The organism is Thalassolituus sp. UBA2009, from assembly GCF_002335285.1.
Taxonomy (GTDB): domain Bacteria; phylum Pseudomonadota; class Gammaproteobacteria; order Pseudomonadales; family Oceanobacteraceae; genus Venatoribacter; species Venatoribacter alkanivorans.
On sequence record NZ_DDCJ01000135.1, the window covers coordinates 1 to 15316 of the forward strand.

Here is a 15316-nt window from a genome sequence, read left to right on the forward strand (position 1 = left end):
CGTTGAGCCGGTGGTTGGTTTCACCACCACCGCAACGCTGATGGAAGTCACGGCGGCTCTGCTGAACAAGCAGGGAGGCTATCTGAGTAATGATGTTTTCCCGCCGGGTTTGTGGCTCGACAATATCCCTAACTGGGAATACGGCGTGCTGATTCAGGTGCGTGACTTTACCCGTGCCCTGCGTAAGGACTTCAGCCGCTCGCAGAGCCAGTCTACTGAAGATAAAGACCTGTCGGTGGCGGAACCGCAGCTGCACTTTGATAACAACAGCTGGGCAGTTCCTTCTTCTGAAGCGGAATACGAACGCGGCCTGAAAGCGCTGGATAACTACCTGCACCGTCTGGCTGATCCGAAAGAACCGACGGCACAGTTTTATGCCCGTGCCGATAACCTGCGCCAGTGGCTGTTTGATGTGGAAACCCGCCTGGGCAGCTTGTCGCAGCGCCTGAGTGCTTCCGTGGGCAAGCGCCGTCTGAATACCGATCTGGCGGGCGATAGTGCAGCCAGTCAGTCAACGCCGGCGGATTACGATCAGGAAGTGAAAACCCCATGGACGCAGCTGGATGATGTGTTTTATGAAGCGCGCGGTACGGCCTGGGCACTGTCTCATATCCTGCGTGCGATTGAAGTGGATTTCCGTGACGTGCTGGATAAGAAGAATGCACTGGTGAGCCTGCGGCAGATTATCCGTGAGTTGGAAGCAACCCAGGAGCCTTTGTGGGCACCGATGATTCTCAATGGCAGCGGTTTTGGGCTGTTTGCCAACCACTCTCTGGTAATGGCGTCTTATATCTCCCGTGCCAACGCTGCCATTCTGGATTTGCGCGAGCTGTTGTCGCAGGGCTGATTCTATAGATCTCCGGGTGGCCAGATCCGCCCGGAACCCCCTCCTGATTTGTTGCCTCGGGCCACTTTCTGGCGCCATGTAACCCATGCTTTTTTCTGCCTGTCTGACGCCTGAGCTTACTGCTTCCGGTTGACGCAATCTGGCCAATTTCTGCGAACTTTACATAATGTTTAGCTGCTATCTAAGTGGTTGAATATTAATGTTTTTTTCTTATTTTTTCGTGTTTGAAGTAAAACAATCGTCCAGCATATAAGTGGAACGGCTGTTTTGGTTCTGGTATCTTGCACGTTCGTATCACCGCTAGTCCGTACGTATAACAACAATAAAAAATTAGGGAGAGTCAGATGGCATCAAAGTGCTGTCTCATCTTGGCCACAATGATGGCCGGTTCACCTGCTCTTGCGCTTGAAGCGCTGGATGAAAGCTCGCTGTCGGAAGTGACAGGTCAGGCTCAGGGGTTGCGTTATACGTCGGAATACGACGCGCGTATTGATTCCATTTCTTATATCGACGACGACGGCCTGGGTGCAGATGGCACCGTGGGCAGTATTTCTATGTCGCCAATCCGCGTTTACACCCAAACCAACCGGCCGGTTCAGGTTGATCTTGAAGTAAAAGATGTTGGTGGCCGTAAGGCGCTGGTGTTCACCAACCGTGACCTGCCGGTTGAAGTGGAAATAGGATCCATTGCCATTAATGAATATTCCCTTGGTGGTTTTGGGCAGGGCAATTTCCAGATAGGCGCTGGCGATTCTATGGTTACTTACCTGTATGCCGGCGGCTTTGATGGTAATGGCCTGACGCTGGATCTGGATATTCCCAATTCGATGTCTTACGAAACCTACATTGACGATGAAGGTGCACGCTTTACCACAACGGTGGACTTTTCTGACCCTTATGATGCAAACGGCGGTGGTCTTTTCCTTAAGGATATTACCTTTGACTTAGTTGGCGAAGGCTTGCGTATGGGCCTTCCTACAACGACCGGAGGTAACATTAACTTCTATAACGCCCGGGTTGGCGACGATGTTCTTAACAGTATTGCACTGCGAAATATTGTGCTGACTCCAGGCGGTTATTTGCTGATTAAGAATGCTCGTGGCGCCAGTGAAATCGGTCTGGAGATGGATGCTGTACTGAAGCAGGGTTCCAATTTCGATTATGTGTATATTGCCGGTGAAGTGGATGGTTCTTACCCCAACCCGAATGTGTTTGAAATGTCAGCAAATATCAGCTTGTTAAGCGACTTCAGCGTCAAAGGCATGCGTATGAATGTTGATGGTCAGCGTGGGCTGGTTTTTGATTTTGATAATACTGACCCTTCCAGCGGTGTTACAGCCAATATTCTTGTTCAGGATTATACGTTGCAGCGCAGCGATAAGGTCGCTGCCGCTGTAAATCCGGTGAGTATCGGCACGATGGATATTCAGATGAACCTGACCAATAACAGTTATTTACAGGTTGAGGGGCATTAATATGGCGCTGCGTAAATTGCTGTACCTCTCTTTTGTTGCTGTAACTGTACCTGTGATGGCGATGCAGCCTCTCGGTGATGAGTCTATGGCAGCCGTATCCGGGCAGTCGGGTATCACTATTGAAATGACTACACAGGATCCGAATGGTGATTTTCTGACAACAGGCACCATCCGGTTTACTGAAAACGATAAAGACGGTAAAGGTAAAGATTATCTGGAAATCGGCAGTCTGAAGTTACGCACCATCGAAACTGATGGCGCAGGCAATATGATTGGTGTCGATACAATCCGTACAGATATTGATATCGACAGTGGCGGTAACATCAGCATCCGCAGCAGCGATATTAATACACTGGATCTGGAGTTGGGTGAGATATCCCTTAGCGGGCGCACTCTGTTCGGAGCTATGCGTTTCTCGGTCTGGGAATTTGTTGGTAACAGTTACCTGGAGACTGTACTCCTCAACGATGTTGCCGGCTCTAAAATTGCTTTCCGTACAGTGATGGAAGCGGGTAGTGGTCTGACCTATCAGTTTGATGAGGATGGCCTGACTTTTTCTTCTGATGTTGTATTTTTGCCTGCAACCGGACAATCGGAATTTCGTAGTGAGTTATTTCTGACCGGCGATAGTGACAAATTAAAACTGGAGCTTGGTGAAACCAGTGGCAGCTTTGAAATCAAAAATATTTCACTGCTGGACCCTGCCGGAAATAACATTTTTGGTGCCAATAACTTTGGCGATGTGGGCTATTCCGATATTACTATTAATACCGGTTATATGACGATTGCCGCGAATAACACGCCTGGTGTCGATGGTCTGAAAGGTGTTGTTAACGCAGATCTGAATATTGGTAGTGCGTTTTACCGCACAGGAGATCAGCGCCTGAATATGCGCAATGTCCAGCTGCGCACTAATGGTGAAATTAACTATCAGACGGATTTTACCGATAACGGTTATTCAACAGGTATCGATGCCACCATTTATGGTGTCAGTGATCTGGATCTGATTATTGGTGCGCTGACTCTGAGCTCCGGAGATGGCAGTAATGAATCTCTGAGCATGGGGTCATATGCAATCGAGAATCTTAACCTGAATGGCGGCAGTATCGAGCAGCAGCTCTATACCTTGCCGGGAGCTGGCGCTCAGGGCATGCAAATGGATCTGACAATCGCAGGGACAACCAGTTTTGATCTGACTATTAAAGATGATCCTGCAGTAAACAGCGGTGATCCTGACCCAACGCTTACCGCTGAAGTTGTTCTGAATAATGTCTCTGTCTCGCAAACCATCGACCAGACCAGTAAAGGCCTGCATATCGGTATTCTTAATCAGAGTATGGATGCCAATATCAATGCCATTCGTATCGGCGATGGTTTAATTCAGCAAGGGCAGAGTGGCCGTTTGGTTATGAATAATCTTTCGCTGCAACCGGGTAGTTACTTCCGGATAGAACCGCTCCAGTAAGGGCCTGTAGTATATGAATAACAATTATAAAAAATTATTTCTCACGCTGACGTTTGCCCTGACTGCTGTTGCTGTTCAGGGAGCAAGCGTTTCGTCGAAGGCGTCTGTCTGGTATGACCTGGTACGTAATACAGGAACACCTGTCGACTATAACGGTGGCAGTATTACCCGTGCACAGGCCGGTATTATCAATGCTGACACGGTAACTTTCTGGGCTTCTGGGGAGCCTAATGATTCCAGCAGCGAAGATTGTGCGACACAGGTCGCAAACGGTAGCTGGAACGATCTTGGTTGTGAACAGAGCCGCCGGGTTGCATGTTTTAATGGCACTAACTGGACGATCAGCTCTGCCAGTGTTGCCATGGGGGCAGACAATAATGCAGCTGAAAACATCAGCAATGCTCAGAACGCCTGTCCTGCTAATACCTATTTTTCAGCACCGGTTACGCTTGCGCAACGTAATGCCCTGTCCTCTGCCATCAGTGCAGCCAATGTAACTAATGGTGTCTGGATTAATGCTCAGGACATGAAAACTGAAAATGTCTGGGCAATTAATAAAAACTCTCCGGCCATTGCTCCTTTTTGGGGGGCGGGTGAACCTTCGGGCGCTGCCAGTGATTGTGCGATTATTGATGGCGCAGGAAACTGGAGTGTTTCTGATTGTTCAGCTTCATATGCTGTTGCCTGTGCTGACGGTACGCTCGACAACTGGCAAATCGTAAACTCTCCGGTTGCATTTACTTCTATCGAAAAATTAACTCAGGTGTGTCAGCAAAGTTTCGGTGTTTTTTATCAGTTTGCTGCACCCCGTACTTCTTCTGATAACACTGCGCTGAGCAACGCGCTGTCTTCTGCCGGAATTTCTTCTGCCTGGATTAATGCGCGCGATAACGGCATTGAAGGTTATTGGATGCTGAATCACGGCTTGTTTGATTGGGCTGCTGGACAACCTGATGCCTCTGCGGGTATTTGTACTCAGATCCAGAAAAGTGATGGCAAGTGGATTACCGTTGATTGTGATAACAGAGGAAAACTCCTATGTTCAGACGGAAAAAACTGGATTATCCGTGCTGTAGAGCATCAATTCAGTAATCAGGCACTGGAAGCCTGTAGCCGGGGGGATGGGTATCAGAGCTATTTTCTGGCAGCTCCACGTACTGAACATGAACGCTCCTTGGTATCCAGGCTTAACAGTGCCCGTCCGTCCTCTGACACAGGGCCTTTGTGGCTGAATTTAAAATACATTCAGGACAGCAGCTTCTGGTTATGGAATGACGGCTATGATAGTCCGAATGTCAGTGGTGGTGATCTGGCGAGTGTCGTATGGTATGACCTTATTGAGGAAGGTACGAACTGGGTTGGTCAGCCTGATGATAGCCCATACTCAAGCTGGCAGAGGTACTCTGATAACGTCACCATTTATATGGATGAAGCATCCAGAGCCAACCGTGCCGCAAAAGCTTATTTCAGCCCACGGGAACCGAATGATTCAGGAGACTGTGTCCAGCTTTACAGCAGTAATGCACGCTGGGATGACGATAAGTGCTAATAAATTAAAAAGGGTTGCCTGCTTTAATGGCTATGACTGGGCCATTTCCAGTGCATCAATCGGGCTAGACATGGAAAACACAGAAGGTGTCATTAAATGAATATCAGCTGGTAGATACAGCTAATGCCGCTTGCAGCACGATTCCGGATGCTAATGGCTCTGTAGGAAATTACCGCTTTGCTGCGCCAATGTCGTATGCGCAAACTCAGGATTTGCGCACAGTGGCTGCAAATGCAGGGGCTGGCGATGTCTGGATCAATATGAATGACCGTCGCCGTGAAAAAGCTTTTATCCTGAATATCGGTGTGGATGTATTGGCCCCTTTCTGGAATGCAGGAGAGCCTAATAACGCCGGTGCCGGAGAAAATTGTGCCGTTCAGCAAGCCAGTGGCCTGTGGAATGATCTGAGCTGTTCTTCTGTCCTGCCACTTGCTTGTTTTAATCCTGAAGGTAGTGCTAACGGTTCCTGGAATATCACATCGACGAGTTACGATTTTTCAACTCCCGAAGCGATGTCTGTTATTTGCGAACAGACATTTGGAGGTCCTTATAAATTTTATGCACCGGTTACATTAAGTCAGAAGAATGATCTGATATCTGCAATGATAAACGCCGGTGTAAGTAATGTTTATATCAATGCAAGTGATCTGCAGAGTGAAGGAACCTGGCTGCTGAACCAGGATATTAATAATTGGGATAGTGGCCAGCCAACGTTAAATACAAGTGAGCGTTGTGTTTCAGCATCTGCAGAGAGCTCTCGCTGGAGCGCCCGTGATTGTTCTATTGCATTACCTGTTGCCTGTACCAGTGGTGGACGCTGGTATTTTACGGATGAAACCGTCACTCTGAATGATTTCAGCAATGGCCAGAAAGCATGTTCAGAGCTTGCTAAGGGGTACCTCTTCATTGCACCGCGTTCCCTGGATGAATCAGCATTATTGCAGTACTACGCAAAACTTGAAGGTTATGGCGGAGATTTCTGGATCAATGGCAACCGGTTAAGCAGTTTCAGTAAATGGGAATGGAATAAGCCTTCTACTATTCTTCCTATCTGGTCTGGAAGTGAGCCAAATGGTGGTGTTAAAGCGAACTGTGCGACGTTGAGCAGTACAGATGCTTCCTGGTCAGATGAATACTGTGATACAGCTTCCGACTTCAAATACCTGTGCCGTAATGGAGATAACTGGGCTATTTCTGCGGTGTCTGGTGACCTTCATGATTTCTCTCTGGCATTTTCAGCTTGCTCTGCTTTGGGGGCCGGCTGGTATTTCGCAGCTCCGACAACGTATAACGAGAATATTTTAGCTAAAAATGCGATGGGAGCCGAAGCTCAAGTCTGGATGAATGCCACTGATGCTATGCGTGAAGGTAGTTGGGTATTAAATGCAGCTGCGATTGATCAATATCCTAACTGGGCTCCTGGTGAACCCGATAACGGCGGAATTGATGCAGTTTCTGAAACTGCAATGATTAAAGGCGAAGATTGTGTGTACCAGGCTGATAGTGGGTATTGGTCGGATACCAGTTGCTCTGGGGCAAATGAATACCCTTGGGCCTGTACTGATGGCTATATCTGGAAAGTAACCAAAGGACAGGGGCGCATTCAGAATCTTGCTGATGGCCATAAACAGTGTTTTAAAGAGTATGGTGCCGCTTTTGTATTTGCCGCACCTCTTAACAAGAATGATGCGATTCAGATTGATTTTGCTCGTCTTCAGGCCGAAAAAGAGCGGTTATCTGCTATTTCTCGCGTTTGGTTGAATATGACGGATGGTGGAGATGAGGATATTGGTGCAGCTGGAACCGGTTCGCTTTTCCGTAAAAACCTGCCATTTGTTAACTGGCTGAATCCTTATCCGGGAGAAGAACCGCAGAATGTTTGTGTCTATAAATCGACTGTTTCGGCCGGGCAGAATAACCCTTGGTATACCGCAAATTGCACAGCTAATGCTGCACATTATGCCTGCTTCGATGGTGCCAGTTGGAAGATTGCGACGTCCAAAGGTACATTGGTTAATGGTTCACTTCAGGTAGTTCCTCAGGTTGGTGAAGATTACTGGTCTTACGAACGTGGCGATCGCATGTGTAAAGATCAGTTTGGCCAGCAGTACTACTTCTCTGCACCGGTAACTGCAGCTGAAGAACTGGCGCTGGATGCTACAATTCGATCGACTAATGCTCAGGTGAAGAGTACTTGGCTCAATTATTATTATGTGAGCAATATCACCTCCAAAAATAACCGTTGGTTTGCTAATCGGCTGAAGCTTGGCGTTTGGCAAAAGCCTGTATTTGATAATTACAATAACTCAGATTGTGCCGTCGTGGATGGCAGTGGTAATTGGACAGATGTCCCCTGTTCTGAAGCTCATCCATATGCGTGTTTTGATGGCAACTGGACAGTGACAGGACTGAGTGGTCAGTGGAGAGATGGTTTTTCTGCCTGTGATAATTCCCTGGCTGGAAGAATGTTTGCTGTACCCCGAACCCCAGATGAAATGAATGCTCTGATCAACCAGATCAGTGGTGGAGAAAAGGTCTGGGTAAATCTTTCAGATACAGGACTCGAATCTCAGTGGATATCTAATCGCTTACGTTATGCTTGGTGGGCTGAAAATGAGCCGTCCAATACAGGTAACCGTGATTGCGCACGTATAAACAGTACGGGTGAATGGTATGCGGCCAAATGTTTTACAGAGACTGCTCCATTCGCCTGTCGCAAAGTGAACGGTGCTAATATTGAATGGTACCTGACAACGGAAGAAGGTATTTGGTCGCACGGTTTTTCTGCCTGCGCTCTGGAATATCCGGGTAGTGAATTTATTTCGCCAAATGGCTACGGCAACCACTCTGCAACGATGGATCAGAATACTCTGCAGGCCATTGTTATTGCGGCGAATAAAGATGTCTGGCTGAACCTGAGTGATCAGGAAGTCGAAGGTAGCTGGCGCCCGTATCAGGTTTATGGTGATTGGGCTGTAAGCTCCTTGCTCGATCAGAATAATGACTGCGGTTATTTTGATCGTGTGACAACAGGGAGCGGAACCTGGCATTCGGATAGCTGTAAGTATTTATCTGGCACACCAGTATCCCGTGGATTTTCATGCACAAACGGCTATGAATGGCGTGTTGTAAACAGCGCACCAACGACTGACTTGCGCTGGTCCGAAGGCTTTACTGCCTGCCAGGCCCAGGGTACTGACTGGCATTTTTCAGCGCCTACAAATGCTGTAGACAATGCAAAATTAAAACTTGCCCTGGAATTAGCAGGTCTTGAGCAAGTCTGGATTAATGCCCACGACCGGATTGAGGAAGGTGAATGGCAGATTAATGGTGCGGAAACCAACTTTGCCGTATCCATTGATCTGACTCAGACAGCACAACTGGTTAATGAACAGGTTAATAATATTCAGTTGCATGCATCGCTGGCTGATGATGAGGAGGTTGGTGTAGCGTCGGCCAGCTGGGAGTTGATCAGCAATACAGATTTTGACAACCCGGCAAGCACTCACAATGATATTACGGTGGGCAGCAGTGTTGTGACTTTGGGGGCCAATGGCACGGCAACGGTTGTCGCCAATTATTCAACGCCGGCTTTATTGCAGAAAGACCGTATTCTGACCTTTAAAGTAACTGCGACGGATATTCCTCCTGGTACGGCCAGTCCGGCGGTGGCAGAAGCTTTTGTCAATGTTCGGGTAAAAGCACCTATTCTCGCACACTACGACTTTAGTAATTCATCACAGCCGCAAAATGATATTTCGGGCAATGATCATCACGCCCTTAATACGGTGGCATATCCTATGCCAGATGTCGTTAACGGCGCTCTTATGCTTGAAAACACACGAAGCATGGTAATACCTGGCCTGGCAGCCGACAGTGTTAATGGGTTGGTACTTCCGGAAGATGCATATACGGTTGCTTTCCGTATCAGTGTTGAAAGCGCCGTTGCTGGTGGTATTCTGCAGAAAGGTGATGGTGATCTCGAACGTCAGCCTGCACTCTTTATGTATCCGGATGCTGCTTCTTTGCATGCAACTAACTCAACAAGCGCTGACAACAATCGTGCAGCTAACGTTGCAGATATTCCTTTCCAGCAGTGGCTGAATCTGATTTACGTTAAGGATGCTACGGGGTTCCGTGTTTACATCGATGAAGAACTCGCGGCGAGTTATACCTATACTGGCGGGGAAACCGCAGTTGCTAACACCGGCAATCTTTATGTCGGTAAAGTTCCGGGACATGCATCCTCTTTCTTTGGACTGCTTGATGACTTACAAGTCTTTAATCGGGCACTGAATGCAACGGAGAGAGCTAATATATTGCCTGAGCCGCCAATGGGGCAGGTTCAGTTTGTTGATGCTGGTACCATTACTGACGAGTTCACAACAATACCGGGAAATACTGTCACTATCGCATTGGAGCGTACCCGTGGCAGTAAAGAACCGTTAACTGTTTATGTAGACGTCGATAGTACTAATAGCACTGCTACGCGTGGTACTCAGGCTGATATGATAACAGCAGTTAATGCAGCAGATTTTGCTTTCCCTGCCAGTTATATCCAAGGCACAGGTTTAGCGGTCAGCTGGCCTGCCAATACCCGAGGTCAACAAAGCTTCGTCATTACATTGGATAATGACGATGATAACCTGCGAGAGGGTACCGAAATTGCCCGCCTGAAAATCAGTGATACCGGTAGTGCGAACACCGGTACACCGGCGAATTTTGCATTGCGTCTTACTGATCTGACGCCAAATCCTTATGGAAATTTTTCGTTGATTGGTCCAGACCCACATGTTGTTCTGGAAAATAATAATGCTGTTCAGAGTTTCTGTATCCGACGTGAGTCGGGTTCCGATGGTGAAGTAACAGTCAGCTATGAAATCAGTGGTGATGCGATCGCTGGCGTTGATTATCAATATGTAGCAGGAGATATAACTCCGGCAGGCAGTAGCGGCAATGTCATCTTTGCTGATGGTGATGGTGCTGATAAATGCATTAATCTACAAGTTGCTGTAAATCCAGAGGTGGGTACTGCTGATAAGTCGTTATCCGTTGCCCTGACAGGCCTGACTTATACGGCACCAACAGATCCTATTTTGACAGCTCAAAATAATGCGGTGCTGATTATTCGTGATTATGCCCCAGGAGACTTTTCATTTGCTGCGAGCAGCTTTAGCTGTAAAGAACCAAATACTGGTGTAACTGTCCCTGATGAGCTGAAACCTAGCGCTGCAGAGCTGACATGTGAGGTTATTGTTACCCGGACCAATACAAGTATTTATGCACCAACGGCAACTGTTAATGTTATTGCCTCTCCTGCATCACCTACAGATTATGGCTTTACTGCTCAGCTTAACTGGCCAGCAATAACGCCTTCTGAACCAGCAAGTGCTGCAACTGAAAATCAGTTAATTACTTTTACTATTGTGAATGATGATGTTCAGGAAAATGATGAGATTGCATCTTTGTCGCTAATCCCTGCTGACTCTGAGAATATTGTTTCGGGTAATGCCGCGCTTACAATTGTGGATGTTACAAGCCCTGCATTAGTGACTTTGTCATCAGTAGTTGGTTCGGTTGATGAAGGCGATGATGTTATATTTAATATTCTGCGTGGTGGTAACCTCAATACGGTATTCAGTTTTGATTATGAATTAAGTGTTGAAGGAAAGCCGATAGGGAAATCAGATTCAGATTATGTTGACTTTGTAGGAGGAGCTGCACAAACGGGTACTATCAGTTACAGCATTGCTGATGCGAATAATTCTCGTCAGTTGGCGTTTAAGTCCATAGATACTTTAGATCCAACCGCAAGCGTTGGCTTGAGGTTAATGTTGAAAAACCCAACAACACCAAGAGTTGTTGGAATGGGGGTGCTGAGTAATGCCAATAAAGACAATACAATCAACCAAACCGATGATCTTGTTACGGTACTGAATACAAAGGACAGTATCCAAAACAATTACAGTATCAAGCTTACGGATGGTGGAGACATTCGCGAATATCAGCCAGGAGTAGATGCTTCCATGCCAACTTATCTGGTGGCTTTGGAGCAGCACTCACCTAACAGGAAGGTAATTAATTGGTCATTTACGCTACCTGCTAAGAATACACTTGATATTGATTACACAAAAATTCGTTATAGCTGGCGTTTGTTAAATGCTGCAGGGACTGCTCCTGCGACTTGGTTTGATGGTGTAAATAACCAAACGGACACTGCAGACTTTCTTGGTGGAGATACAGGTCTATTTACCGTCAACGGTAGTGCAGGCAATGGAGAAGTTGAGTATGGTGACGGACTGCAGAGTCCGGATGATAGCCTGACCATTACTGGCTCTATGCGCATTCCTTTTGTTCTGGATCCGACTCAATTTACTTTAGAATTGACTTTGGAAGGAGGAGATGGGGTAACCTGGCCCGAACTTTACCAACGTTCCATTCCTATTGCAGCCCAGCCGTATTACCGTCAGTTGTATAACAATGGAAAATGTTTAAATCGTTCGGGAAAAACATCCTCCTGTGGTTATCCGGCGAATTTCTGGACATGGAACCAAAGTTATAATCGCTTGATCAATCGTCAGTCTTTACTGGATTCCGCAAGTAATATCTGCTTCCAACAAAGCGGTAGTGGGGTAGCGATCGTAGATTGCTCAAATACCAGTAATACCAACGTGACATTCCCTACCGTCAGTGGCTTTAATCAGTTGAATGTTGGAAGTAATGCTGTATGTGGCGTGTTGTGGAGTGACAATTTGTCACAAACGAGTAATCCAGGTGGTTGCATTGCAGCTCACAGAACTTGGAGCTGGTCTGCTCCTCTGGAATTTTGATTATGAAGAATAATTATCAGATAGTCTTATTTGTGATTACTTTGCTATCTCCGATGGTATCGGCTATGCAACCTATGGATGAATCTCAGTTAGGAGAAATTACAGGCGAAGGCATCGGCGCTACCTTCGATAATGTCGTGATTCACTCTGGTAATTATGGTGATCCGGATGATTTTCAGATTCGTTATAAACTGACAGAAAATGGCCCGGAAACGCTTATTTTCAGTGAGCTGCGTTTTTATCGCTCCGGTGCGACACCTGGTCAGGCTGACAGCGGTGGCTTTTTCGGTACCTACGATGATCCGTTTTTTGTTGGAGATTTGAGGGAAATCAGTGAGAGCTACATAAGTTCTATTGATCCTGAGGGGGATGGAACCTACGTTGATGAAAACCGCACCCATGTCGCTTTGTATACAGGATTTCCGGCGGCGGATGTTAGCCAGCTTAACCGGAATTTTTATTCATATTCTGGAAAACGGTTTAATGCCCCATCGAATGTCGGTTCTTTATCATACTATCGGGGGCTTCCTAATGGTTTCTTCAGCGGAACACCAAATGTTCCGCTAGGCAACCTTGAAGAGTTAACCACGCAGTATGAGGGATATCTTGCCGGACAAGATGCACGTTTAGATCAGGCTACTGATAAATTTGACCTGCATTTCCGTTTGGATGCCATTACCAGTGCAAATGTAAATATGAATACCGACGACCAGTTTATTGCTTTCGTCGATGTTGAAGGGGCGCGTCTCTATGGGACTAGCTCATACATTTGGTCTCACAGCCGTCAGAACGAAGTGCTCGGGCAAACAGAAATTAATAAATACAGGAATAACAGTGCGCCTGTTCAGGCTGATTATGGTCTGGCAATGGCGATGACAACAGGCTTGCGAGCTGATGTTATCCGTATTTCTGCAGACCCACGGGTCAGTGATCCTGTCACTCAGGAAGCTGCAAAAGCGAGTATCCTGGAGTTGCGTGATGTTGATATGTATCTGCCAATGGGAAGTGTTGATCAGCCAATGACAATCAGCACTGTACAATACTCTCAGATCCAGCGTGGAACATGGAAGAATCCGACGTATCTTCCAGCCAGTACACAGCTTCGTATTGAAATCGCAGCGTTACCAAAAGAAGTTCAGCAAGCTCCTCAGGGAAATATTTATGTTCAGTCACTATCTTTTGGTGATCCGAATGATGAAGAAGTTATTACCGGACGGGAAGATATCTACTTGCGCGATGCCAGTGGGAATATTATAGCAACAGTGCCAGATGTTATTCATCGTGCCTTTGTTCCTAAGACCGTTATCTATAACGAGCAGGTCGATTTATATAATAAGAATAATCCCTTGAATGAGATTCCTCTGATTCCTAATCAGAATGTTATTGAAATAAAAGGGATTGAAATCCAGCGTATGATTATTACGACACAGGATCTTTGATATGCGAATTTTTGCTCTTATTTTTTTGTTGATTCCTGTCATTTCCTGGTCAGAAATGAATGAGTTGACTGAAGATGAAATGGAAAGCACTAGTGGTCAGTCAGGGATTACGCTAAGTGCGCGCTTTGAATTCGATGAAGGTAGCCGGATAAGCTACACCAATAAAGATGCTGAATATCTTGATTCTCAGGAATACTGGTTTGTTGTTGATAACCTTACTGGAGCAATGGAGATAAAAGGACTTAAGCTGGATCTTGTTGGGGATTTTGGCCCATCAAAAAACACTGGTGCTTTACAGTGGACTCTGCCGGAGGAAATGGTATTCGACAATTTGAAAACGGACGGGATCTATGTCGGAGCAGGAAGAGAAGTAGATGCTGGTTCAGGTCATCGCTTCCTGATGGGTATGGAAATTGACGGAGTTCTGCAATTTCCTACAGCTACGACTATGAGCATATTTGCAACTAAATAGGTGGAATATGAAAATAATAAAAATTCTGCTGCTGAGTACAATGTTACACACCTTGTGTTCATATGCAGCAATGAAGCCTATGGATGAGGCAACACTTTCCGAGACATATGGACAGGCTATTTTTGAGGTTACAGACCAGCAGGTTTCCCAGGCCGATGGATCGGCTTTAAGCCTGTTAAGACTGACGATGGGAGCACGAATAGAAATTAATGCCAACGTCGAGGAAATATCCCTCGGGCGTTACTGGCGCCCGGAAGGAACTAACTGTAGCGGTGGCCCGGACAACAATAAGATTTGTTATAACAATGTTGTTCCTGTTGATTACAACGATAATATCGACTGGGCATGCACCGCGAAACCTTGCGGCTCAGTGGGTCTTGATGCGAATTCATACAAGTCATCAAGTCTGACTCACACAACCGGGGGGGCCAGTTTCTTTGAATACCCAGGCGGTTACCAACCAGACTCCGGTGTAGATGTGAAATTGCGTGACGTTACAATGGGTCAGATTCGGAATGAAAATGGTGTTTATGAAATGCTGCCTTTTGTGCAGGAAAATCCTTACTTTGAGTTCGCTTTTGATGAGTCATCCGGAGTAAGAAAACTGGTCGGTTTTCGAATGGGGGCTGAAGATGCATTTGGTTACCAGGGTAATATTATTGATGTTATTTCTGGCTTTATTCGTCCGACAATTACTGCGGATACTGGTTTCCTTGGACAGGTTAAACTGGAAGCTTTCCTGGGGGGAGTGCGAACTATTGGCTGGCTTGATGCGAACAATCTGACCATCTTTGATGTGTCTGGTTTGGCTTCTCTTTTGATTACCGATCCGCAAAGTCTGGTCAATATGTCGAAAGAAGCTCAGTTATTCCCCGTACAGTCTAATTATCTGGAACATACAGGAGCATTCTTTTTCAGTGTCGGAACCCGCTCTATCCAGTGGAGCAGTGTAGGTGGTTTTTCTCCGGAGGTAACGGAGCCAGGATTCTGGCTCAATATGGGTGGAGATGGTGGTCTTATTGCTAACACAAGGGCTGGCGATCACCCGAATAACTATTTTCCAGGTCATCCTAAGTATGATCTGTATAGCGGTAGTGAGAATTATGGTAATGTGAATAACTTGCCTAAGTGGTCACAAACATACAGAAATCACTAAGTTTCCTATGTTATTAATGGAAGCAGCGCACAACATCAGCAGAAAGTGTTGTTGTGCGCATCTTTTTCTCAATTTTGAAAATT

At 46.4% G+C, this 15316-nt stretch carries 8 protein-coding genes; all 8 read left to right on the forward strand.

What is annotated here, in order from left to right:
- Positions 1-847: DUF2333 family protein (locus tag B3P58_RS15905; RefSeq protein ID WP_286718983.1), on the forward strand; the 847-nt coding region annotated here is incomplete at its 5' end.
- A gap of 344 nt (positions 848-1191) precedes the next feature.
- Entirely contained in the window at positions 1192-2322 is a 1131-nt protein-coding gene (locus B3P58_RS15910) for a DUF6160 family protein (protein WP_145469131.1), read from the forward strand.
- A 1-nt stretch (position 2323) separates the two neighbouring features.
- Positions 2324-3787: a DUF6160 family protein gene (locus B3P58_RS15915; RefSeq protein ID WP_286718986.1), complete on the forward strand. Its 1464-nt coding sequence runs from the start codon at positions 2324-2326 to the stop codon at positions 3785-3787.
- Positions 3788-3800: 13 nt separating this feature from the next.
- Positions 3801-5336: a C-type lectin domain-containing protein gene (locus B3P58_RS15920; protein ID WP_286718988.1), complete on the forward strand. Its 1536-nt coding sequence runs from the start codon at positions 3801-3803 to the stop codon at positions 5334-5336.
- An 86-nt stretch (positions 5337-5422) separates the two neighbouring features.
- On the forward strand, positions 5423-12166 hold the full coding sequence (locus B3P58_RS15925) for a lectin-like protein (RefSeq protein WP_286718990.1): 6744 nt from the start codon (positions 5423-5425) through the stop codon (positions 12164-12166).
- 2 nt (positions 12167-12168) lie between these two features.
- Positions 12169-13605, forward strand: coding sequence for a hypothetical protein (locus B3P58_RS15930; protein WP_286718992.1), 1437 nt, complete (start codon positions 12169-12171; stop codon positions 13603-13605).
- A 1-nt stretch (position 13606) separates the two neighbouring features.
- Positions 13607-14077, forward strand: coding sequence for a hypothetical protein (locus tag B3P58_RS15935; RefSeq protein WP_286718994.1), 471 nt, complete (start codon positions 13607-13609; stop codon positions 14075-14077).
- Positions 14078-14084: 7 nt separating this feature from the next.
- Positions 14085-15233, forward strand: coding sequence for a hypothetical protein (locus B3P58_RS15940; RefSeq protein ID WP_286718995.1), 1149 nt, complete (start codon positions 14085-14087; stop codon positions 15231-15233).
- The last annotated feature ends 83 nt before the right edge of the window (positions 15234-15316 follow it).